We start from the raw sequence: 22,243 nt of genomic DNA, 5'->3' as shown, positions 1-22,243 counted from the left end.
ATGCGCTGCGCGGATTGCGCGATGGCGCTACGGGGTTGCGGGCAGGATCAGGGCGTCCAGTACCGCAACGCCTTGTCCCGCCTCTTTGATCAGCAAAGGATTCACTTCAATTTCCGCCACGTGGGCGGGCGCGGCAAGCAGCGCATTGCCAATTGCCACGATGCTGCGGCACGCCGCCGCCAGATCGGCGCGGGGCTTGCCCCGGTAACCGTCCAGCAGCGCAAACGCCTTGAGCTCATGCAGCATCTGCAAGGCGATGTTCTCGTCCACCGGCAACAAGCGATGGCTGGTGTCTTGATAGATCTCGGTCAGCACGCCGCCCAGGCCCACGGTCAGCACGGGTCCGAAGACGGGGTCGCGCGTGGCGCCCACGATCAGCTCTGCCACGCCGCGCTCCATCTTCTGCACCATCACGCCGTCGATGCGGGCGTCCGGCTGCGCTTGCGCGGCGGCTTGGCGAACCTGATCGAACGCGGTGCGCACGGCGGCGGCGTCGGCCAGCCCCAAGGCCACGCCGCCCGCTTCCGTCTTGTGCGCGATGTCGGCGCTTAGAATTTTCAGGGCTACGGGGTAGCCGGCGGCTTGAGCGTCGGCCACGGCTTCGTCGGCATCGCGGGCGCAATGCACGCGCGCCTGCGGCAAGCCAAACGCCGCAACATACGCACGCGCGTCGGCTTCGTTGCAGGGCAACGGCGGCACCGGTACCGTCTCAAGCGGCGGCATCGGGGCAATGCGCGGCTTCCCACGCGCCTCGCACCACAACAGATACGGCGCCAGCGCGGACACGGCCTGGCCCAGGTCATCGAACACGGCCACTTCCGCCTCGCGCAAGGCGGCGCGGCTTTGCGCAAGGCCCGTGTCGATGGCGATGAACAGGCGTTGATGCTGGCGCGACGCCTCGGCCAGCGCGTCCGCCATGCGGTCGAGCATGTAGCCGGGCGCATAGACGACGACCGCGTCAATCGCGTCTGTCGTCGCCAGCGCCTGCAACACAGTGCGCACGAAAGCAGGATCGTTGACCACGTTGCCGGTCACGTCCACCGGGTTGCCCACCATGCCGTAATCGGGAATGCCGCCGCGCAACACGGCTTGCAAGGCCTCGGGCAGATCAGGCAAGTCCAGCCCCGCGCCGATGAATTTATCGGCCAGGATGGCGCCCAATGCGCCCGACATCGTCAGCACCGCCACGCGTTTGCCCGCGCTGCGATGGCGCAGCGTGGCCAGGCTGGCCAGGTGCGCCATCTGGGCGAAGTCCGATGCCTCGATCACATTCAATTGCCGGAACGCCGCCGCGTACACGCGCCGGTCACCCGCCAGCGCAGACGTGTGCGAACGCACGGCCTGCGCGCCCTTGTCGGTATTGCCAGCCTTCAACGCAATCAGCAATTTGCCTTGGCGTTCAAGCTCGCGGCAGGCGCGGATAAAGCGTTCGCCATCGCGCAGCTGTTCGATGTAGCCCAGCACGATTTCCGTCTGCGGGTCAGCGGCTAGATATTCCAGGTACTGCGAAAAATCCAGGCACGCTTCGTTGCCGGTGTTGATGAAGTGCGAGAACGGCAAATCCAGCTTGCGCGCGATGGCGTACACCGCTGCGCAGACGTTACCGCTTTGCGTCAGCAGGCTGACGACGCCCGGGCCGCTCTGGGCGGGCGCGGTTTTGAAAACCGACGCAAACGCCGTGTGCGCCTGCGTGTTCAGGTTGGCAAAGCCCATGCAGTTGGGGCCGGCCACCGCCATGCCGCTTTCCGCCACGAAGGCTTCCAGTTCGTCTTGCAAGCGCTGGCCGTCGCCGCCCGCTTCCGCGAAGCCGGCGGCGTACACGATGGCCGCGCGCACGCCCTTGGCATGGCAGCGGCGCAGCATGGGCGTGACGTCGGCCGCGGCAATGGCCAGCACCGCCAGGTCTACGGGTTCAGGCACGGCTTCGATGTCGGGCCAGCAGCGCTTGCCGAACACTTCCTGGTACTTGGGGTTCACCGGATAGATGCCGCCCGCGTAGCCAAAGCGCGTCAGCAATTCCAGCGGCATGCCGCCGATGCGCCCCGCGTTGGCGCTGGCGCCGATCATGGCGATGGACCCCGGATTCAGCAAACAATCCAGCGCGGCCCTCATGCCGTTTCGCCCTTCTTGTTGCGCTGGATGGCTTGCGCCAGCCCGCGCTCGCGCACGGCTTGAAACTCTTCGCTCAGGTGCGACAGCTGATGCGTGTCGAAGTGCGCCGACAACGCCGTGCGGAAACCCTGCGCATCGGCCGTGCGGTTCAGTGACCGCTTGATCAGCCGCAGCCCGAAGGGCGGCGCCTGCGCAATACGGCGGGCCAGCGCCAAAGTGGCGTCATCCAGTTCGGCTTCCGGCACCACGCGGTTCACCATGCCGATGCGCAAGGCTTCCTGCGCGTCGACCTTCTCGCCGGTGTAAAGCATTTCCTTGGCCTTGCGCAGCCCCATCACCCAGGGATGGATCAGCACTTCGGTGGCGGCGGCGGCCAGCGTGTGGCCCACCGGATCAGAGAAATACGCGGTGTCGGAGCAGACCACCAGGTCGCACATATTGGCGACCATGAAGCCGCCCGCCACGCAGGCGCCTTGCACCTGGGCGATGGTGGGCTTCGGGAAGTCCCAGATGCGCAGGCAGTAGCCGTAGTAACGGCGCGACTCATAGTCCCAGCGTTCTTCCACGGTGAAGTCGGCGCGCTTGGCCTGCGCTTCCTTCAGGTCATGGCCCGCCGAAAAGTGCGCGCCGCGCCCGGCCAGCACCACGACCCGCACGGAATCGTCTTGCTCGGCCCGCGTCAGGGCGTCATCCAGTTCGTCCAGCATCTGCTGGCTTTGGGCGTTGCGCGCAGATTCGCGCGCCAGGCTGATGCGGCATACCGAGTCGAGCCGTTCGACGGCAAGGGTGGCGTATTCCATAGTCTCCTCAACGCTTGCTATGCCCGCGCTCGACGGATGGCGCGGATCGATTGGATTGAATTAACGCACCTCAAATCCTAGAATACAAAATATTCAATCAACTTTTCCCATAATATGAACAAATCGACCGCAACGGGCGGAACCCAAAGCATGCGGCGCGCGCTCGGCCTGCTGCGCGTGCTGGCGCAGCACCAGGAAGACGGGCTGGATCTGCAAGGCGTCATGAACGCGACCGGGCTGGAGCGCTCCACCGCGCATCGGCTGCTGAGCTGCCTGCTGGAAGAACAATTCGCCGAACGCGACAGCAGCACGCGCCGCTACCGGCTAGGCGTGGATTCCATGCAGTTGGGGTTTGCGGCGTTGCGGCGCACGCCTTTGTTGGATGCGCTGCGCCCCTTCGCGCAAAAGCTCGCGCGGCTGTCGGGCGACACCGTGTTTCTGGTGATTCGCCAGGGCGACTACGCGCTGTGCCTGCTGCGCGAAGCCGGGTCGTTTCCGGTGAAGGTGTTCACCATTGATCAGGGCGAACGCCGCTTGCTGGGCGTGGGCGCGGGCGGCCTGGCGCTGATGGCCAGCCTGCCCGATGAAGACATCTCCGCGCTCTATGCGCGGCATGCGGCCAGCTACGCGCAGATCGGCGTTTCCAGCAGCGCGTTGATGAAGGCCGTGAAACAGACACGCGCCACCGGCCATGCCGAAATCGTAGACACGATCACGCCAGGAGTTTCAGGCGTGGGCGTGGCGTTTCCGGTGTCAGAACTAACCTGGGTAGCGTTCAGCTTCGGCGCCATCAGCAGCCGGCTGGACGCGCCAAGACGCGCGGAGATGGGCGCGTTGCTGCACGCCGAATGCCTGGCGTGGGCGCGGGACTATTTGGGGGATGCGTAACGCATCGGGGCGAGTCGAAAAAAACAGGACGAGTCGAAAAAAAGCGGCCTCCGCCGTAACTGGCGGAGGCCGCTTGGATGCTGGGCTCAGATGGGGGGCTTAGGTGCAGCCCCTGAATGCAGCGCTTAGATGCAGCACTCAGATGCAGCGCTTAAATGCAGCGCTTAAATGCCGCACTTAAATGCGTTCGAAGATCGCGGCGATGCCTTGGCCGCCGCCGATGCACATCGTCACCAGCGCGTAGCGCCCGCCCACGCGTTGCAGCTCGTGCAGCGCCTTGACGGTGATGATCGCGCCGGTGGCGCCGATGGGGTGGCCCAGGCCGATACCGCTGCCGTTCGGGTTGACCTTGGCGGGGTCCAGCTTCAGTTCGCGCGACACTGCGCACGCTTGCGCGGCGAAGGCTTCGTTGGCTTCAATGACGTCCAGCTGGTCCACCGTCAGGCCGGCGCGCTTGAGCGCGGCTTGCGTGGCCGGCACCGGGCCGATGCCCATGATGTCGGGGTCAACGCCCGCGTGGGCGTAGGCCACCAGACGCGCCAGCGGCTTGATGCCGCGCTTGGCGGCAACCGACGCGTTCATCAGCACGACGGCGCCCGCGCCGTCGTTCAGGCCCGACGCGTTGCCCGCGGTGACGGTGCCGTTCTCTTTCTGGAAAACCGGCTTCAGCGTGGCCATGGTGGCGGCCGACACGTCGCGGCGCACGTGCTCGTCGGTGTCGAACACGACTTCGCCCTTGCGCGTCTTTTGCACGACGGGAACGATCTGGTCGCGGAAGTAGCCCGCGTCGATGGCGGCGGCCGCCCGGCGGTGCGATTCGGCGGCCAGCGCGTCCTGGTCCTGACGGCTGATGCCGAACTTGGCGGCCACGTTTTCAGCGGTAACGCCCATGTGCATGCGGCCGAACGGGTCGGACAACGCACCCGTCATCATGTCCAGCATGACGCTGTCACCCATGCGGGCGCCCCAGCGCTGCGACGGCACGATGTACGGCGCGCGGCTCATGCTTTCGGCGCCCGCGCCGATGGCGATATCGGCATCGCCCAACAAGATTGTTTGCGCTGCCGACACGATGGCCTGCARGCCCGAGCCGCACAGGCGGTTGACGTTGAAGGCCGGGGTTTCCTTGGCGATGCCCGCGTTCATGGCGGCCACGCGCGACAGGTACATATCGCGCGGTTCGGTGTTGATGACGTGGCCGACCGCAACGTGGCCGACCTCGTCACCCTTGACGCCTGCGCGTTCCAGCGCGGCGCGGATGACAGTGGCGCCCAGGTCGCACGGCGGCACGTCTTTCAGCGCGCCCCCGAAGTCGCCAATGGCGGTGCGGACGGCCGAAGCGACGATGACTTCATTCATGGTGTTTCCTCCTTGTAATGCGCTCCATCATACTGCCGCCCACTCTCGCTTTGCCTAGGCCCGTACTCAAACCCGCCCCCTGTTTGCCTGGCCTGCATTCATGCGCGCCCGCTCTCAGCCTAGCCGCCAGACGGGCGTCCCGCTTTGCGCGCGGCGCGTTGTGCGATGAAGTTTTCAACCGCCTCCGCGTGCGCGGGCGTCTTGTGGGCCAGGGCCTGATAGGCGGCCGACAGCTCCAGCAAATGGTCCAGGCGGGCGTGCTGGCTTTCGCGCAACAGGCGCTTGGTCAGGCGCACGGCGTCCGGCGAATTGGCCGCGATGCGGTTGGCCAGCGCGTGCGCGGCGGGCAGCAATTCCGTGGCCGGCACCACGCGCGACACCAGCCCCCAGTCCAACGCCGTTTGCGCGCTGATGGCGTCGCCCGTGAACGACATCTCGGCCGCCCGCGCCATGCCGATCAAACGCGGCAGGAACCAGGCGCCGCCGTCGCCGGGAATCAACCCCAGCTTCACGAAGCTTTCCGCGAACGACGCCCCTTCGGCTGCGATGCGCACGTCGCACATGCACGCCAGGTCGCAGCCCGCGCCGATGGCGGCGCCATTCACGGCGGCGATCGTCGGCACTTCCAGCGCATGCAACGCCAGCGGCAAACGCTGGATGCCGTGCCGGTATTCCTGACGCAACGCGGCGCTGCCCACCTCTGGGCCAATCTGCCGCTGCATGTCGTTGATGTTGCCGCCGGACGAAAATACATCGCCTGCCGCCGTCACGATCAGCACCCGCACGGCGGGGTCACGTTCAATGCGTGCGAACACCGCCAGAATCTGGTCCACGATGTCGCTGCCGGTCAGCGCGTTGCGCGTAGCGGGGTCGTCCAGCGTCAACGTTGCAACGCCCTGCGCGTCCAATTCGTAATGCACACGTTCCGTCATGCCCGCTCCTGATAGTGAAAGGGTTGATCGCCCCAGCGTAGGTGCAGGCGTTGCTTGCCGTCCAATATTAGTTTTCGCGCGGGTGATACGAGATTCGTATCGGAAAGCCCAAAAATAATATTGGACGCGCGCGGCCGCACGCCGCGATAGTGCGCTTTCGAGCCCCCGGCCAAGCGCCGGCCCGCACCGGAGCGCCTCATGATCGACACGCTGGAACTCACTGCCATCCCCGCCGCCGACGAAGCCTTGCGCGCCGAGGTGCGCGACTTTCTGGCCGAGACGCTGGATGGCCTGGAACCCGATGAACGCGCGCGCTCGTGGATGGGGTTCGATGCAGGCTTCAGCCGCCAACTGGCCGAGCGTGGCTGGCTCGGTCTGACATTGCCGCGCGAACACGGCGGCGCGGCGCGCGGACATTTCGCGCGCTTCGTGCTGTCGGAAGAACTGCTGGGCGCGGGCGCACCGGTATCGGCGCACTGGATCGCCGACCGCCAAAGCGCGCCGCTGATCTTGAAGTACGGCACGCCCGCGCAGCAGGCGTTCTACCTGCCCCGCATCTGCCGCGCCCAAGCCTTCTTCTGCATCGGCATGAGCGAACCCGGCTCGGGCTCGGACCTGGCCAGCATCCGCAGCCGCGCCGAGCCCACCGCGAACGGCTGGCGTTTGAATGGCAGCAAGATCTGGACAACCAACGCGCACCGTTCGCACTACATGATTGCGTTGGTCCGCACGTCAGGTACGGCAGAAGACCGGCATCAGGGCTTGTCGCAAGTCATCATCGACCTGTCGCTGCCCGGCGTGTCGATCCGCCCCATTGAAGACCTGGCGGGCGACGCGCATTTCTCGGAAGTGTTCTTCGACAACGTCGAGTTGGCCGACGACGCGCTGATCGGCCAGGAAGGCGCGGGCTGGGCGCAAGTGAATGCCGAGCTGGCGTTTGAACGCAGCGGGCCGGAACGTTTGTATTCCAGCATCGCGCTGCTGGAGTGTTGGCTGACGCATTGCCGTCGCCGTTCGGGTCACACGAACCCCGCTGATATGGCAGACCACCAGAACGATCATGCGGTGCTGGGCAGCATCCTGTCGCAGATGGCGGTGCTGCGCGCCCTGTCCGTGGCGGTGGCGGGCAAGCTCGCGGCAGGCGCCAGCCCTGCCGTCGAAGCCGCGCTGGTGAAGGACCTGGGCACAGCGCTGGAACAACAGATTCCACGCCTGATCGGCGACGCGCTGGGCCGCCATCCCAATACGCCGATTCCCTTGCCACTGATGCGCACGCTGGCGTACCTGGAGCAGGTGGCGCCCACGTTCTCGTTGCGCGGCGGCACGCGCGAAATCCTGCGCGGCATCATCGCGCGCGGGCTGGGACTTCGATAAGGACGATGACCATGGACACCTTGCTTGGCGACGCCGCCGAACGCCTGTTTGCCCAAACCTGCACGCCTGCCCTGCTGCGCGCCGCGGAACAAGGCCATAGCATTGCCGCCGCCTGGCAGGCCTGCGAAGACGCAGGCTTTGCGGATGCGCTGGTGCCCGAAGCGCAAGGCGGCGCGGGCCTGGATTTGGCCGACGCGCTGCCCGTGGTGTTGGCGGCCGGGCGGCATCTGTGCCCCTACCCCATCGCGCACACCGTGCTGGCGCGCGCCTGGCTCGCCCGCGCCGGACACGCCGTGCCAAAGGGGTCAATCGCCATCGCCGCGCAGGGTTTGTCGATGCAGCAGGATCGCATGACAGGCGTGAACGTGCCTTGGGTGCGCGTTGCCGATCACGTTCTGGCGCAGGCTGACGGGCACGTCTGGCTGCTGCCTGTTGCGGCGGGGTGTGTCGCGCCCAACGGCGTGCACGGCAGTCTGGATGGCGAAGCGTCTTGGGCGATGGCTGCGGCCGTCCGCGTGGATGGCGAAGCATCTGGGGGTTCACATGCAGACGTGCACAGGACTGGCGAAGCATCTGGGGCTTCACGTGCAGCCGTGCGCATGCATGGCGAAGAGTCCGAGGCATCATGTATTGCCAACCGGGAGCATGGCGACGCTCCGTTGGATGAACTCGCCGCCATCGCCTATGCCGGCCTGATGGCCGGCGCCATGGATCGCGTGTTGGCGATGACGCTGGACTATGCCAACCAACGCACGCAATTTGGCAAAGCCATCGGCCGGTTTCAGGCGGTGCAGCAACAGATCAGCGTCATGGCAGAACACGTGTGGGCCGCGCGCATGGCGGCGCAACTGGCGTTTCAGGGGCGCGGCGGCCAGCCGCAAGCGTTGATGGCCGCATTGGGCAAAGCGCGCACCAGCCAGGCCGCACCGCTAGTCGCAGACATTGCGCACGCGGTGCATGGCGCAATCGGCATCACGGCGGAATTCGACTTGCAGTGCTACACAAGACGGCTGCGCGACTGGCGTCTGGCGGGCGGCTCGGAATCGTATTGGCACGCGCGGATTGGCGCGGCGGCGTTGAGTAGCCATCTCGATGCGCTGACGTATCTGCGTACCGAACTCCAAGGGGCGGCGGGCTGACAGCGAAGCGCCGGAGAGCAACGTCCCGGATAGCAACGTTCCGGATAGCGAAGAGCATGATGCCAATGGACCCGATACCGAAGGGATAGCACCGATGCCGAATCCGATACGCGGGCCGTATCATCCTGGGCAACCCTCGCCCCGGACCGCCCCCATGGATTTTCGCCATCTTCAGCAGTTCCTGGTTCTTGCCGACACGCTGAACTTTCACCGCGCCGCCGAAAAGCTGCACATGTCGCAGCCGCCGTTGTCGGTGTCGATCCGCAAGCTTGAAGATATGGTGGGCGTGCCGCTGTTTGTGCGCGGACGCCAGGGCGTGCAGCTGACCGAAGCCGGCCTGGCCGCTCGCGACGAAGCGCGCCGCGCGCTGTTCCATGCCGAGCAGTTCCGGCTCGCGGCACGCGCGGGCGCGGCGGGCGAAGGCGGCACGGTGCGCGTCGGCTTCGTGGGCTCCGCCACGCACGGCATCCTGCCGCGCATCCTGCCCGCGTTTCGCCAGCGTTATCCTGGCGTGACGGTGGTGCTGCGCGAAGCCACGTCGATCCGCATCTTGCAGGACCTGGCCGAAGATGCGTTGGAAGTCGGCATCGTGCGCGTGCCGGTGGCCATGGGCTCGAACGTTCGCTTAACCCCCCTGACCACCGAGAATTTTGCGCTGGCCGTGCCCAAGAGCCATCCGCTGGCGCGCCGCGGCCGCATCCGTCTAGCCGATCTGGCGGATGAGGCCTTCATCATGTACACCGCGACAGAAGCCGCGGGGCTGCGCATGGCGGCCATCAACGCGTGCCAGTTGCGAGGCTTCACGCCCCGCATCACGCAGGAAGCCGTGCAGGTGCAAACGCTGCTGAGCCTGGTTGAAAGCGGCTTGGGCGTGGCGCTGGTGCCGGCGGGCAGCCGGCGCCATCCCGGCCCCAATGTGGTCTACAAGACGCTGGCGGACTTTCCGGCAGACGCATCCATCGGCATTTCCCTGGCGTGGAACCCCGACATCGAACGCAGCGCCGCCCGCAACCTGCGCGAATTGGCCAGCCTGTCGTTCCGCGACAAGGGTGCCAAATAAGCGGCGCCGCGCTTGCGGCAAGATGGCCCGCAGGCTTAGGATGGAGCATGGTTGCGCCGCAGCGCCCCGTCAGACCGAGGGCGCGACGCGCGGCCGGCGTTTGAACCTTGTCAGCGATCCGGGAGCACATCGTGAAATCAGTTGCTGAGATTCTTAGGGAAAAGTCGAACAATTCCGTCGTGACGGTTTCACCGGATTCTTCGGTGTTTGACGCCATCAAGACCATGGCCGAACGCAGCATCGGCGCCGTCGTGGTGGTGGAGGGCGACACCGTGCTGGGCATGCTCTCCGAGCGCGACTACGCCCGCAAAGTCGTTCTACAAGACCGCTCGTCGCGCAGCACCAAAGTGCGGGAAATCATGACCGACTCGGTCTATTACGTGGGCCCCACCGACACCCGGGAACACTGTATGGCCATGATGACGGAACGGCATTTCCGTCATCTTCCGGTCATCGAAAACGAAAAACTGATTGGTCTGTTGTCCATTGGCGACTTGGTCAAGGACATCATGAGCGAGCAGAAATTCATCATCCACGAGCTCGAACGCTACATCAGCGGCGGCCACGGCTAGTTGTCTGGCGAGTCGTCCGGCGAGTTCTCTCCCGAGCCGCCACCGCTAGCCGCCACGGCAAGTGGCGGCCATGACCCTGGCGGCTAGCCCGCCGCCAGTATCCGCGCCGCCGGCACGATCAGCCCCATGCCGGCTGCCAGCAACAGCACGAACACCATGCGCTTGACGGTCTTCATCGACCCGGCCGTGCTGTATCGGCGCGCCACCCACGTCACGCCAATCACTACCGGCAAGGCCTGCACACTCAGCCAGAATGACGACGCCATGAACGCGCCCTGCCCGGTCACCAGCGTCAGGCGCACCACGGCATTCAGCGAAAACAGCACCAGCAGGCTGTTGCGGATGGACGCCAGCGGCAAGGGCTGGCGGTACAGGTGATACACCATGGGCGGCCCGGCGCTTGAGAACAAGCCGCCCAGCACGCCGGAAATTCCGCCGAAAAATACGAAAGAGGCTTTGGACGACAAGCGCTCCAGCGGCTTGGCGCGCGCCACCAGCAAGATGGCACAGGCCAGAATCGTGACGCCCAACAGCAGTTGCAGCAAGACCGCCATCGATCCGCTGATCCACGTCAGCGCGGCAACCCCGGCACCCACGCCCACCAGGCTGGCGATCATGGCCGGCCGCATCAGCGACCAGTTCACTTGCGGCTTGGCCCGCGCCAGCGTCACGGCGGCGTTCACCAGCGACAACACGCTGACCACATTGGCCACTTCCGACACCGACGCCAGCTGGAACACCCCCGACAAACCGAGAAGCACGAGTCCGAACGCAAAGCCGGTCATGGTCTGGGCATAGGTGGCGAGCGCCACGCAGGCCAGGAACAGCAAGTGGTGGGAGATACTCATGCGCTTGGAGGGTTTGGGGTCGCGGCGATGATATCACCGGGGTGCTGACCACCCGCCCAACGCGGGCGGGTGAATATGCCGAATCACATATCTTGTCACAACTGGAAGCGTCCCCGAACCCGGCCGCTGCGCGCTGCCGCTATCCTTGCCGCCCTGTCCGTCCTTGCCGGAAAGCTCGCGCTCAGAATGACGCCCAAACACACCACGATCAACACGGTAACCCTGACCTGCTCGACTTGCGGCAGCGCTCAGTTCACCAAATTGGCTCCGAACGAATACCGCTGCAATCACTGCCACGCGCTGACGCTGGTGGAAGATGACGTTGCCCAGCGGCTGGAAAAGATTCTGCGCGGCATGCAGCAGCCCGCGCAGCACACGGCGATCAAGCCCGGGGCGCTGGCTGCGATCGCTTTCGTGGTGGTGGCCGCGGTGGTCGTGCCGCTGGTGATATCGCTGGTGTCATCAAACCGGACATCGACGCCTTATCGTGCGCCTGCCGTGGCGCCGCCAATCGACGCGTCGCTGGTGAAGCTGACCGATGTGCGCGAAATCCAGACGCGCGGCAGCAAAGAGTTGGTCATGATGATGCGCAACGAAACGGGCAAGAAGATCGACCCGCCACGCGTCACGGCCACTTTCTTCCAGGGGGAGCTGACGCTGACGTCGTCCTGGGGTTCGATCTCGGCGCGTTCCCTGCAGCCAGGTGAATACGCGCCCTTGCGGATCTCGGTGCCGGGCAAGGCCTATACGCGCTACACGCTGCAGGTCGCAACCCCTACGCCCGCCCGCGGCAAGCCCAACGATGTGGTGGCCAGCAGGGTGCAGCTGGTAAAGAATGATGGCGCGTACCGGCTGGTGGGATTGCTAAAGAATCAAGGACATGGCGACGCCAACAGCACCCAGATCACCGTCATCCTGTATGGCGAAGATGGCGCCATGATCGGCACCGGCAACGGCTACGCCGCCGCGGGTACGCTCGCGCCGGGCGCGGTGACGGCGTTCGATGCGCGGTGCGAAATGTTCGGCGACGGCAAGGTCGCGTCCTACGACTACATGGTGCAAAGTGAAAGCTGATCGTCGCGGCGCCCAGCCGCTGTCCTGGCCGGCCAAGGCCGTATTGGTGCTGATCATCCTGGCGGCCGCCGGATTTGCATTGACGAAGTACACCGCCGCCGGCCCCTGGGCCATGCGCAAATTCGGCATGCAAGACGCGCCGGCCAACGACGCGCCCAACGTGGAAGCTACAAAGGTGGAACCGCCCAAAGTGGCCGCCCCCGCCACCCGCATGGTGCGGGTCAGCCCGGCGGATGTGCGGGTGATCGACCATGTGCGCCTGACCACCGAAGAGCTGCTGGACCCCGGCTTTGCGCTGTTCGACACCAAAGCGCTGACCTTGTCCGCGCCGCGCCGGCTGCTGGACGAAATCGACCGCCCGATCATGTACGCGGAAGTCGTCAACACCAGCCCGGACTATGTCGCCCTGTCGCCCCAGGCGCAGATCACCGTGTTCGATGGCTCGACCCCGCTGAAGGTCCGGCAGGACTGGACCCTGCCCGCCTATCTGTATCCGGGCGAGCGCGTGCCGGTGGCGCTGGTCGGCGGCAACTACGAACGCTACACCGAGGTCAAGACCGACTGGATGCCCGCCAAGCGCGCCGCCCTGCCCGGCCCCCGGCCCAAGCTGGACATTTCCGTCGACAACACCGAGGCCGGCGTCGGCACCGGCACGCTGAACTTCAGCTACCGCTACCGTTACAAATACGTCACCGTGACGGGCCGCGTGCGCAATGAAGACCAGGCGGAAGTGAACAACGTGCGGGTCTGGGTCAGCCTGTACGACGCGCAGGACAAGCTCAGCGGCGCCAGTTTCAAGGAACTGCGCCTGCCCAAGCTGCAACCCGGCGAAAGCGCCCCGTATGAGGTCATCGTGAAGCAGTACGGCGGGAATTTTGCGCGGGTTGGCGTGGTGTACGACGTCACGGCGCGCTAGCTTCCCCCCGCCCAATCCCCTGCCCAATAATCCCCTGCCAATCCCCAGCGCGCGCCCTGCGCGCCCCCTACGCTCGCCCTACGCTCGCCCTACGCTCCCCGTGCGCCGCGCCTGCGCGGCCGCGCTCTGCGTCGCCGTAACGCAACAGCTATCGGCTCAGGTCTTATATAAGATATAAGACATTTGCTAGCGACTTCTGTTGCCTCTACAATTCCGGTCGAAAACCCTTCTTCCAACCCGACTTTGAGCAGGCCTCACATGCTGGATAACTACCGCCAACACGTTGCCGAACGCGCGGCTCTGGGGATTCCCCCGCTGCCCCTTACGGCTAAACAAACCGCTGAACTGATCGAACTGCTGAAGAACCCGCCCGCTGGCGAGGAGCAGAATCTGGTCGAACTGCTGACCTACCGTGTGCCGGCCGGCGTGGACGATGCCGCCAAGGTCAAGGCGTCCTACCTGGCCGCCGTGGCGCTGGGCAAGGAAGCTTGTGCGCTGATCAGCCGTGCCAAGGCGACGGAACTGCTGGGCACGATGCTCGGCGGCTACAACATTGGCCCGCTGGTCGACCTGCTGGACGATGCTGAAATCGGCACCATCGCCGCCGATGCGCTGAAAAAGACCCTGTTGATGTTCGACGCCTTCCATGACGTGAAGGAAAAGGCTGACAAGGGCAACGCCAACGCCAAGTCCGTGCTGCAAAGCTGGGCTGACGCCGAATGGTTCACCAGCCGCCCGGAACTGCCGGAAAGCCTGACCATCACCGTCTTCAAGGTGCCTGGCGAAACCAACACCGACGACCTGTCGCCGGCGCCTGACGCCACGACCCGCCCCGACATCCCGATGCACGCCCTGGCGATGCTGAAGAACAAGCGCGACGGCGCCGCGTTCGAACCGGAAGAAGACGGCAAGCGCGGCCCGGTCAAGTTCATCGAATCCCTGAAAGAAAAGGGCCACCTGGTCGCCTACGTGGGTGACGTGGTTGGCACGGGTTCGTCGCGCAAGTCGGCCACCAACTCGGTGCTGTGGTTCACGGGCGAAGACATCCCGTTTGTGCCGAACAAGCGCTTTGGCGGCGTGTGCCTGGGCAACAAGATTGCCCCCATCTTCTACAACACGATGGAAGACGCCGGCGCGCTGCCGATCGAACTCGACGTTTCCAAGATGGAAATGGGCGATGTCGTCGAACTGCGCCCCTACGATGGCAAAGCGCTGAAGAACGGCGAAGTCATCGCTGAATTCGAAGTGAAGTCCGACGTRCTGTTCGACGAAGTGCGCGCCGGTGGCCGCATTCCGCTGATCATCGGCCGTGGCCTGACCRSCAAGGCSCGYGAAGCGCTSGGCCTGGCKCCGTCSACGCTGTTCCGCCTGCCGMAMRACCCGGYCGACACCGGCAAGGGMTWCACSCTGGCYCAGAAGATGGTTGGCCGCGCCTGCGGTCTGCCGGATGGCAAGGGCATTCGCCCGGGCACCTACTGCGAACCGAAGATGACCTCGGTCGGCAGCCAGGACACCACCGGCCCGATGACCCGCGACGAGCTGAAGGATCTGGCTTGCCTGGGCTTCTCGGCTGACCTCGTGATGCAGTCGTTCTGCCACACCGCCGCCTACCCGAAGCCSGTGGACGTCAAGACSCACCACACGCTGCCGGAATTCATCAGCACCCGTGGCGGCGTGTCGCTGCGTCCGGGTGATGGCGTGATCCACTCGTGGCTGAACCGCATGCTGYTGCCSGACACCGTCGGCACCGGCGGCGACTCGCACACCCGCTTCCCCATCGGCATTTCGTTCCCGGCCGGTTCGGGCCTGGTCGCCTTTGCCGCCGCCACCGGCGTGATGCCGCTGGACATGCCGGAATCGGTGCTGGTCCGCTTCAAGGGCAAGCTGCAACCCGGCGTCACCCTGCGTGACCTGGTCAACGCCATCCCGCTGTACGCCATCAAGCAAGGCTTGCTGACGGTGGCCAAGCAAGGCAAGAAGAACATCTTCTCGGGCCGYRTCCTGGAAATCGAAGGGCTGCCGGACCTGAAGGTCGAGCAAGCWTTCGAACTSTCSGACGCKTCCGCYGAACGTTCGGCYGCCGGYTGCTCGGTGYKCCTGAACAAGGAACCGATCATCGAATACATCAACAGCAACATCRYGMTGYTGAAGTGGATGATCGCCAACGGCTACGAAGACGAACGCACGCTGGGCCGCCGCATCAAGGCCATGGAAGCCTGGCTGGCTGACCCCAAGCTGCTGGAGCCGGACGCYGACGCCGAATACGCCGCCATCATCGACATCGACCTGGCTGACGTGCACGAGCCCATCGTGGCCTGCCCGAACGACCCGGACGACGTCAAGACGCTGTCGGAAGTGGCTGGCGCCAAGATCGACGAAGTGTTCATCGGCAGCTGCATGACCAACATCGGCCACTTCCGCGCAGCCTCCAAGCTGCTGGAAGGCAAGCGCGACATCCCGGTCAAGCTGTGGGTGGCCCCGCCCACCAAGATGGACGCCACGCAACTGACCGAAGAAGGCCACTACGGCGTCTTCGGCACCGCTGGCGCGCGCACGGAAATGCCGGGCTGCTCGCTGTGCATGGGTAACCAGGCACAAGTGCGCGAAGGCGCGACCGTCATGTCGACCAGCACCCGCAACTTCCCGAACCGTCTGGGCAAGAACACGAACGTGTACCTGGGTTCGGCCGAGCTGGCCGCCATCTGCTCGAAGCTGGGCCGCATCCCGACCAAGGACGAGTACATGGCCGATATGGGCGTCATCAACAAGAGCGGCGACCAGATCTATCAGTACCTGAACTTCGACAAGATCGCGGACTACAAGGACGTGGCGGACGTGATCGAGGTGTAAGCCTTGCACGCTAGCCAGGTGTCTTAGCCTGCTTGCAGTACGAACGACGGCCCCGGAGCAATCCGGGGCCGTTTTTCTTTGCAGGTCGTTTTCTTTGCAGGTCGTTTTCTTTGCAGGCTGCTTTCTTTGCAGGCTGCTTCCTTTGCAGGCTGCTTCCTTTGCAGGCAGCTTCCTTTGCAGGCAGCTCCCTTTGCAGGCAGCTCCCATTGCAGGCAGCTTCCATTGCACGCCGCTTTCTTTGCAGGCCGCTTCCTTTTGGGGCCGAGTTTCGGGCAGAGGGTTTCAGCAGTTGCTCCCTTAACGCCAGAGCAAGCATCCGAACAGGAAACTTTTCCGGCGATACGTTTTCATACAATCGCGGTACCTTGTGACACCTGCCCGGCGCAGCATCCCGTTTGCGCCCCGAACCTGAGGAGGAAGCCCGCCAATGACCCGGCTTTTGCTGCCGCCGCTGCTACTGCTGGCGCTTGCCGGTTGCGCCACGGCGCCGCCATCGAACCCCGAGAATATTTGCGCGATCTTCCGAGAAAAGCCGGACTGGCACGACGCCGCCCTGAAGGTGCAGAAGAAATGGGGCGCCCCCGTCCCGGTGCCCATGGCGATGATGTACCAGGAGTCGTCCTTCAAACAGGACGCCGTACCGCCCCGCTATTACTTCCTGGGCATCATTCCCTGGGGCCGCGTCAGCTCTGCCTATGGCTACGCCCAAGCCAAGGACGAAACCTGGGCCGACTACAAAAAAGAAGCCGGCGGATGGGGTTCCAGCCGCGACAACTTCGCCGACGCGCTGGACTTCATGGGCTGGTACATGAGCAAGTCACAACGCATCAACGGCGTGTCCAAGTGGGACGCCTACGGCCAGTACTTGAATTACCACGAAGGCTGGACCGGCTACCGCAACCGCAGCTACGACCGCAAGGCCTGGTTGAAAACGGTGTCGCAAAAAGTGCAGGCACGCGCCGAGAAATTCTCGTCGCAGTACAAGAGTTGCGAAGGAGATTTGACGCGCGGGGGGTGGTTTTGGTGAGGGGATAGAGGAATCCCGTGGGCAATTGATCCTTATACAAAAATTTGTATAATCGCCGCATGAGCGTCCTCAAACTCGTCACCTTTTTAGGTACGGCACTTGACGAACTGCGGGCCTTTCCACTGCATGCACGACGCGACGCGGGGCATCAGATTGATCAGGTACAGCGCGGCTTGGAGCCGGACGACTGGAAGCCTATGACAACGATCGGACCAGGGGTCCGTGAAATTCGGCTTCGGGAAGAGTCGGGCGCGTTCCGCGTTATATACGTCGCAAAATTTGCCAAAGCTGTCTATGTCTTGCATTGCTTCCAAAAGAAGGCGGCAAAGACAGGAAAGACCGACCTGGATCTGGCGGCCAGACGATACCGCGATCTGTTGAAGGAGCTAGGCCTATGAGCAAGCAACAATTCGCCAGTGTGTGGGATGCCATTGAAGACACCCCTGCCGAAGCTGAAAACATGAAACTGCGCTCAGAACTCATGGTGGCGCTGAAGCATCACATTGCCCGATCGGAGATGAGCCAACAGCAAGCGGCGCAGCTGCTCGGCGTTACGCAACCGCGCGTGTCAGACCTGATGCGCGGCAAGATCAACCTGTTTGGCCTGGACGCCCTGGTCAATATGGCAACCGCCGCGGGCCTGCATGTGCAGATGACGATTCAAGAAGCCGCCTGAGCACCCGCTTGCTTTCCTTCAAATAAAAATCCCGGCGCCAGGCCGGGATTTTTTGTTGCGTACCGGTCAAAGCCGGCTGCGATCAGAAGTCCATGCTGGCTGACAGCAGGAACGTGCGCGGGCCGCCCAGTACCAGGTAGCCGTTGCCGGGGTATCCGCCCACCGACGACCAGTAGTTGCGGTTGGCGATGTTTTCCACGCGGGCGCGCAGCGTCACGACGTGGCCGTCGATGTCCGTCATGTAGCGCAGGCCGGCGTCAAAGCGGGTCCAGCCGGGCACTTTGAGGGTGTTGGCGTCGTTCGCGTAAGACGAACCGGTGTAGACGACGCGGCCGTCCACGGCCAGGCCTTGCACGCCGGGAATGTCCCATTCCACGCCCATGTTGGCCTGAAAGCGCGGCACACCGATCACGCGGTTGCCGTCCAGCGAGGCGTTGCCGGTGGAGCGCTGCTCGGCATCCAGCCACGTCAAGCCGCCCAGCACGCGCACGCTCTTGATGGGCTCGCCGTAGACGGTCAGTTCCGCGCCTTGGTGACGGTCTTTGCCGGCCGACTTAAACGTGTAGTTATCGTTGGCGTCCACGAAACTCCGCGGCTTATCGGTAGAGAACAGGGCAAGGCCCGCCCCTAACCCATCAGCCTCATATTTGACTCCAATTTCTTTTTGCTTAGACACGTACGGCGCCAGACTTTGACCCGCGTTGCTGACATCCTGATCGTTGCTCTTCGCCGGGGCTGTATCGCCCGCCACCAGCGCCTCGATGTAGTTCGCATACAACGAGACATTCGGCGTTACTTTGAAGACAATGCCTGCAGCAGGTGAATTGCGGCTAGCGTCATACGCACCAGTTTCTTTGCCGGTTGTGTAAGAGTAGTCCCGCTGAGAAATTCTCTGATGGCGTACACCCAGGGTCAAAAGAACCTTGTCATCCAGGAAAGACATAGTGTCGCCCAAGGCGAAACTGCTCATTTGCACCCTGCCCTGCAATAGCGGATTATCCAGGTCTCCTCCCGGATTACCGACAGGATTTATGTAGGGCTTATCGTACGAAATTGGATTGTAAATATTGGTGGGAGTGCCAGCGGCGCCGAACAAATACGCGTTCTTTTTCTTAAGTTGAAAGAAGGACGCCGAGGTAACTAGTTCGTGCCCAATCGGCCCTGTGCGCAATTTCGCGCGTAGGCCAAACTCACCCGTATCAACCGAATCTTCACGCGTGTTATCAAAGCGCGCAAAAGTACCCGCGCCCGTGCTGCCGTTCGTCAACGTGACGTTGCCCAGCGAGTTCGCTTCATCGCTGCGGCGGAATCCGTAGGCTGCCCAGCCGGTCAGCTTGTCGCTGAAGTCATGTTCCGCGCGCAAGGTGCCGAACACATCGCGTTCGTTGGAGTACGACCACGGTTGCGCGTAGTTGGAGCTGGCGTCCGGTGCGTCGGGCACGGTGGTGACGCCCGCGCCCAGCGTCACGTTCGGACGCGCGCGCTTGAGCTTGTTTTCCTGCCAGCCGATATCCCCCGACAAGCGCGTATCCGCCGAGCGCCAATCAATGCCCAGCGACACCAGGCTGGTGCGGGAATGTTCATCATCAATCGCCGTATCACCGCTGCGTTGCGCGGCGTTCAGGCGGATGCCGGTGCTGTCGTCCGGGCCAAAGCGGCGGGCGATGTCGGTGGACAACTGAAACTGGCCGCCGCTGGAAATACCGGTCGTGACGCGCGTCAGCGGATCGTTCGGGGCGCGCTTGGGCACCAGGTTGATCACGCCGCCGATACCGCCGCCGCCAGGGGTGGCGCCGGTCAGGAATGCCGTTGCGCCGCGCAGCACTTCCACGCGTTCGAACAGTTCAGTGGCGATGTACTGGCGCGGCAGCAGGCTGTACAGGCCGTTGTAGGCCACATCGTCCGAGCTCAGGATGAAGCCGCGGATGAAGTACGACTCCTGAAAGTTACCGAAGCCGCGCGCCACGCGCACGCCGGAGTCGTTTTGCAGCACGTCGCCGACGCTGCGTGCCTGCTTGTCCTGGATCAGCTCGTTCGTGTAGCTGGTGATGCTGAACGGCGTGCTCAAGTTGTCTTGCGTACCCAGAATGCCGACGCGGCCACCGGTGGCGACTTGGCCGCCCGCGAACGGGGCCGACAGGCCGCCTGCCGACGCGTCCGCGCTGGCTTCGACCTTGATGGCTTCCATGGATACGGTAGCGTCGCCAGATTGGGCAGCCGGAGCCGTCTGGCCATAGGCTGCGCCCAGGCACGGAAGCGTGGCCGCCACGCAAGCTAGAGTTCTGATTTTCATATCGGGATCGATGGGCTAGGGAATGCGCGTCACCGCGCGAAGAAACACCAAATCCCGATGGGGTCACGCGCGGAAAACGGCTTATCTCCTTGCACTACCGCAAGGCTGTACAACGGCCCTGCCGAGCCCGTTCACCATGGGGTATTGAGGTCTGACGACGAAAATGTTATCAAACCGAGAATCATTCTCATACCATTTCCAACGCAGGAAAACCCGCCCGTTGCCCGGCCGCAACAAGTTGGGTTCGTTAAGGTCAAGGTCAGGATCAGGCGGCTAAATCGGGCTGCAACCGGCCAAAATCACCCGCCTCGAAAGCGGTTTCCGACTGGGTCAGACCGCGTCGGGCTGGCTTGGCGGCCGCATGGGGCTGGCCTGAAGCGGCTTCGATGGCGCCGCCCGCAATCAGCACGAAATGCACCGGCGCCCTGCCCGCCATCAAGACCAGCACGCCATGTTCATCGTCAATGGACGCTGACGCGGCCAGGGCCGAGCCCGCGTGCACCACAGCGAAATCCGGGTCACCGCCCGGCCGTTTCGGCAAGGCCGGTGCGCCCGTCAGGCGATGCCTGGCGCGTACGCCCACCTCCCCCTGCACGACATAGATCCAGGCATTCCACCCCGGCGCCAACGGCACCAGTTGCGTCGCGCCGGGGCGCAGCCAGGCGTCCAGCAGCATCAGGGGGTCTGGCGTGGCCAGCGGCGATTGCCAGCCGCTATGGCTACCCGCCGCCACGCGGATACGGCCCGCGTCGGTCTGGATGACGGGCATCTCCCAGCCCCGCAGCAACGCAATGCCTGGCGGTTGGGCGGGCTGGCGGTCTGACAGCTTGATCCCGATGCGCAGCCCGTGCAGCCGCGCCTGCGCCTCGGGCCGGTGTACCCGCAGAATCCCCTGGCCCGCCTGCGTCCAATGCAGGTCGCCCGCCCGGATCTCGTGGTCGTCCTTGGTGCTGCCCAGGCTTTGCATGACGCCCTTGGAGTCCTCCAGCAACAGCGTCGCGGCGCACAGGCCGGGGGCCGGCTCAGGCGCCGTGGCAGGCCCTGTCATGACGAAGTGGTCCACGCTGACCACTGGCGACGGGCTGCGGGAAAAATCGGTGTGGCGAAATGGGCGGACGGTGCAGGCGTCGCCCGCGGACTGGACCGGGCTGGCAACGACGTTACTGAGATGGATAGTCAAAAAAGTGCTGCCTGGGGAAGTGGTAACGCTGGCTGACGCCAAGCTTATGAGTTCCACCTGGCGGACAGTAGAGGCCAATTTCAGGAATAGTTGTCCTGTCTTGCAGGACAATTCGCTCCTTTTTCGTTCGCGCCCAGCTGAAACCCCCATGCAATCGCACATTCATCACGTCGACGACCTGCTGCTCTTTAGCGAGGTCGTTGAAAAAGGCGGCTTCTCCGCCGCCGCGCGTGTGTTGAATATGCAACGTTCGAAGCTCAGCCGGCGCGTGGCTGAGCTGGAAGCGCGCCTGGGCGTCCGGTTGCTTCAACGCAACACGCGCCGGGTATCGCTGACCCCGATGGGCGAACAGATCTATGTGCATGCCCAAACCATGGCCCGCGAAGCCCGCACGGCGTTCGATCTGGCGGCGTCCATGGGCGACACCCCCAGCGGCCTGCTGCGCATCACCGCGCCGTCTCCGCTGGCTGTGACCTTGTTGGGGGACATGGTGGCCCGCTTCTGCATGGCGAACCCCGGGGTACGGGTATTGCTGGATACGCGTGACGAAATCATCGACCTGGTCGGCGAAGGCTATGACCTGGCGTTTCGCGCCATGAGTTCGGCGCTGACGGACTCCCGGCTGATCGGCCGTGAACTGGCGCTGGTGCCGCTGACGCTGCTTGGCGCGCCAGCGCTGGCCCAGGCGCGGCCGCGCCACCCCCGCGACCTGGCCGCCCTGCCCTTGCTGGCGCACGCCACGCAAGACAACCGCCACACGTGGCGCTTTACCGGGCCGGCTGGGGAAATCGAGACTTTGGAATTCCAGCCGCGCTGCCTGAGCAGCAACATGGCCACGCTGCGTTCGATGGCGCGCAGCGGGCTGGGCGTGGCGCTGCTGCCGCACTACCTCAGCGCAACCATGATGGCCAAGGGCGAACTGGTTCCGATTCTGCCCGGCTGGCAGGCCGCGCCATCACGCATCTACGCCATCATGCCCGCCCGCCGCGGCGAGCCTCTTGCGCTGCGCCGCTTTCTGGARCTGGCGGCGGCGGAGCTGCCCGTGTTGCTGGCTTGATGCGCTTGCTTGATGTGCGGGCCGGGTGCGCTTGCTTGATGCGCGGGCCGGACGTGTTTGCCTGATCACCGTGGCCCGACCCCGCA

At 64.4% G+C, this 22,243-nt stretch carries 19 protein-coding genes; 12 read left to right on the top strand and 7 right to left on the bottom strand.

The features are described from left to right. Positions 1-27: 27 nt before the first annotated feature. Positions 28-2,112 carry an acetate--CoA ligase family protein gene (locus AC1DSJ_RS05445; RefSeq protein WP_441371526.1) on the bottom strand — a complete coding sequence of 695 codons (2,085 nt, stop codon included), beginning with the start codon at positions 2,110-2,112 and terminating at the stop codon, positions 28-30. Further along, on the bottom strand, positions 2,109-2,912 hold the full coding sequence (locus tag AC1DSJ_RS05440; RefSeq protein ID WP_441371525.1) for an enoyl-CoA hydratase: 804 nt from the start codon (positions 2,910-2,912) through the stop codon (positions 2,109-2,111). Before AC1DSJ_RS05440 ends, AC1DSJ_RS05445 begins: the two co-directional genes overlap by 4 nt. A gap of 114 nt (positions 2,913-3,026) precedes the next feature. Here AC1DSJ_RS05440 and AC1DSJ_RS05435 point away from each other — a divergent pair, with 114 nt between their 5' ends. After that, positions 3,027-3,800, top strand: a complete 774-nt coding sequence (locus AC1DSJ_RS05435) for an IclR family transcriptional regulator (RefSeq protein WP_054426465.1) — start codon at positions 3,027-3,029, stop codon at positions 3,798-3,800. Between the two features lie 177 nt (positions 3,801-3,977). Here AC1DSJ_RS05435 and bktB read toward each other — a convergent pair whose 3' ends face one another. Next, positions 3,978-5,159 carry a beta-ketothiolase BktB gene (bktB, locus tag AC1DSJ_RS05430; protein ID WP_054426466.1) on the bottom strand — a complete coding sequence of 394 codons (1,182 nt, stop codon included), beginning with the start codon at positions 5,157-5,159 and terminating at the stop codon, positions 3,978-3,980. A 119-nt stretch (positions 5,160-5,278) separates the two neighbouring features. Then, entirely contained in the window at positions 5,279-6,091 is an 813-nt protein-coding gene (locus AC1DSJ_RS05425; RefSeq protein WP_441371524.1) for a crotonase/enoyl-CoA hydratase family protein, read from the bottom strand. 198 nt (positions 6,092-6,289) lie between these two features. On the opposite strand from AC1DSJ_RS05425, the gene AC1DSJ_RS05420 reads away from it, so the two are divergent. The 4 genes from AC1DSJ_RS05420 (at position 6,290) to AC1DSJ_RS05405 (ending at position 10,236) form a co-directional block, all read left to right on the top strand. Next, positions 6,290-7,465: an acyl-CoA dehydrogenase family protein gene (locus AC1DSJ_RS05420; protein ID WP_175171344.1), complete on the top strand. Its 1,176-nt coding sequence runs from the start codon at positions 6,290-6,292 to the stop codon at positions 7,463-7,465. An 11-nt stretch (positions 7,466-7,476) separates the two neighbouring features. Continuing rightward, positions 7,477-8,604, top strand: a complete 1,128-nt coding sequence (locus AC1DSJ_RS05415) for an acyl-CoA dehydrogenase family protein (protein ID WP_441371523.1) — start codon at positions 7,477-7,479, stop codon at positions 8,602-8,604. A gap of 154 nt (positions 8,605-8,758) precedes the next feature. Beyond that, entirely contained in the window at positions 8,759-9,664 is a 906-nt protein-coding gene (locus AC1DSJ_RS05410) for a LysR family transcriptional regulator (RefSeq protein WP_441371522.1), read from the top strand. Positions 9,665-9,795: 131 nt separating this feature from the next. Then, complete coding sequence (locus AC1DSJ_RS05405) at positions 9,796-10,236, top strand: CBS domain-containing protein (protein ID WP_054426470.1); 441 nt, start codon at positions 9,796-9,798, stop codon at positions 10,234-10,236. 83 nt (positions 10,237-10,319) lie between these two features. Here AC1DSJ_RS05405 and AC1DSJ_RS05400 read toward each other — a convergent pair whose 3' ends face one another. Further along, positions 10,320-11,084 carry a sulfite exporter TauE/SafE family protein gene (locus tag AC1DSJ_RS05400; protein ID WP_342066740.1) on the bottom strand — a complete coding sequence of 255 codons (765 nt, stop codon included), beginning with the start codon at positions 11,082-11,084 and terminating at the stop codon, positions 10,320-10,322. A 186-nt stretch (positions 11,085-11,270) separates the two neighbouring features. On the opposite strand from AC1DSJ_RS05400, the gene AC1DSJ_RS05395 reads away from it, so the two are divergent. From AC1DSJ_RS05395 to AC1DSJ_RS05370, 6 genes are all read left to right on the top strand, one after another. Continuing rightward, on the top strand, positions 11,271-12,158 hold the full coding sequence (locus AC1DSJ_RS05395; protein ID WP_441371521.1) for an FxLYD domain-containing protein: 888 nt from the start codon (positions 11,271-11,273) through the stop codon (positions 12,156-12,158). Further along, on the top strand, positions 12,148-13,074 hold the full coding sequence (locus tag AC1DSJ_RS05390) for an FxLYD domain-containing protein (RefSeq protein ID WP_441371520.1): 927 nt from the start codon (positions 12,148-12,150) through the stop codon (positions 13,072-13,074). Before AC1DSJ_RS05395 ends, AC1DSJ_RS05390 begins: the two co-directional genes overlap by 11 nt. Before the next feature lie 258 nt (positions 13,075-13,332). Beyond that, entirely contained in the window at positions 13,333-15,924 is a 2,592-nt protein-coding gene (gene acnB / locus AC1DSJ_RS05385) for a bifunctional aconitate hydratase 2/2-methylisocitrate dehydratase (protein ID WP_476760273.1), read from the top strand. Between the two features lie 427 nt (positions 15,925-16,351). Next, positions 16,352-16,951 carry a transglycosylase SLT domain-containing protein gene (locus tag AC1DSJ_RS05380; protein ID WP_054426475.1) on the top strand — a complete coding sequence of 200 codons (600 nt, stop codon included), beginning with the start codon at positions 16,352-16,354 and terminating at the stop codon, positions 16,949-16,951. Positions 16,952-17,010: 59 nt separating this feature from the next. Then, positions 17,011-17,349: a type II toxin-antitoxin system RelE/ParE family toxin gene (locus tag AC1DSJ_RS05375; protein WP_175171350.1), complete on the top strand. Its 339-nt coding sequence runs from the start codon at positions 17,011-17,013 to the stop codon at positions 17,347-17,349. Next, positions 17,346-17,627 (top strand): helix-turn-helix domain-containing protein, encoded by a 282-nt coding sequence (locus AC1DSJ_RS05370; protein ID WP_175171351.1) that lies wholly within the window; start codon positions 17,346-17,348, stop codon positions 17,625-17,627. Before AC1DSJ_RS05375 ends, AC1DSJ_RS05370 begins: the two co-directional genes overlap by 4 nt. 82 nt (positions 17,628-17,709) lie before the next feature. Here the strand turns inward: AC1DSJ_RS05370 and AC1DSJ_RS05365 are convergent, their stop codons facing one another. Then, the gene (locus AC1DSJ_RS05365; protein WP_441371519.1) at positions 17,710-19,920 is read right to left on the bottom strand and encodes a TonB-dependent receptor; all 2,211 of its coding nucleotides are present in this window, start codon (positions 19,918-19,920) and stop codon (positions 17,710-17,712) included. Between the two features lie 265 nt (positions 19,921-20,185). Then, positions 20,186-21,100: a pirin family protein gene (locus tag AC1DSJ_RS05360; RefSeq protein ID WP_441371518.1), complete on the bottom strand. Its 915-nt coding sequence runs from the start codon at positions 21,098-21,100 to the stop codon at positions 20,186-20,188. A gap of 148 nt (positions 21,101-21,248) precedes the next feature. On the opposite strand from AC1DSJ_RS05360, the gene AC1DSJ_RS05355 reads away from it, so the two are divergent. Next, positions 21,249-22,157 (top strand): LysR substrate-binding domain-containing protein, encoded by a 909-nt coding sequence (locus AC1DSJ_RS05355; protein WP_054426479.1) that lies wholly within the window; start codon positions 21,249-21,251, stop codon positions 22,155-22,157. The last annotated feature ends 86 nt before the right edge of the window (positions 22,158-22,243 follow it).

It is taken from the genome of Achromobacter sp. 01N37 (genome assembly GCF_056399725.1).
This window is presented reverse-complemented; position numbering and strand designations above follow the sequence as displayed.

What these genes read in the sequence shown, in the direction of transcription:
- AC1DSJ_RS05445 (WP_441371526.1), bottom strand. Translation starts at nt 2,112, where the DNA reads ATGAGGGCCGCGCTGGATTGTTTGCTGAATCCGGGGTCCATCGCCATG.
- AC1DSJ_RS05440 (WP_441371525.1), bottom strand. Translation starts at nt 2,912, where the DNA reads ATGGAATACGCCACCCTTGCCGTCGAACGGCTCGACTCGGTATGCCGC.
- AC1DSJ_RS05435 (WP_054426465.1), top strand. Translation starts at nt 3,027, where the DNA reads ATGAACAAATCGACCGCAACGGGCGGAACCCAAAGCATGCGGCGCGCG.
- AC1DSJ_RS05425 (WP_441371524.1), bottom strand. Translation starts at nt 6,091, where the DNA reads ATGACGGAACGTGTGCATTACGAATTGGACGCGCAGGGCGTTGCAACG.
- AC1DSJ_RS05420 (WP_175171344.1), top strand. Translation starts at nt 6,290, where the DNA reads ATGATCGACACGCTGGAACTCACTGCCATCCCCGCCGCCGACGAAGCC.
- AC1DSJ_RS05415 (WP_441371523.1), top strand. Translation starts at nt 7,477, where the DNA reads ATGGACACCTTGCTTGGCGACGCCGCCGAACGCCTGTTTGCCCAAACC.
- AC1DSJ_RS05410 (WP_441371522.1), top strand. Translation starts at nt 8,759, where the DNA reads ATGGATTTTCGCCATCTTCAGCAGTTCCTGGTTCTTGCCGACACGCTG.
- AC1DSJ_RS05400 (WP_342066740.1), bottom strand. Translation starts at nt 11,084, where the DNA reads ATGAGTATCTCCCACCACTTGCTGTTCCTGGCCTGCGTGGCGCTCGCC.
- AC1DSJ_RS05395 (WP_441371521.1), top strand. Translation starts at nt 11,271, where the DNA reads ATGACGCCCAAACACACCACGATCAACACGGTAACCCTGACCTGCTCG.
- AC1DSJ_RS05380 (WP_054426475.1), top strand. Translation starts at nt 16,352, where the DNA reads ATGACCCGGCTTTTGCTGCCGCCGCTGCTACTGCTGGCGCTTGCCGGT.
- AC1DSJ_RS05375 (WP_175171350.1), top strand. Translation starts at nt 17,011, where the DNA reads ATGAGCGTCCTCAAACTCGTCACCTTTTTAGGTACGGCACTTGACGAA.
- AC1DSJ_RS05370 (WP_175171351.1), top strand. Translation starts at nt 17,346, where the DNA reads ATGAGCAAGCAACAATTCGCCAGTGTGTGGGATGCCATTGAAGACACC.
- AC1DSJ_RS05365 (WP_441371519.1), bottom strand. Translation starts at nt 19,920, where the DNA reads ATGAAAATCAGAACTCTAGCTTGCGTGGCGGCCACGCTTCCGTGCCTG.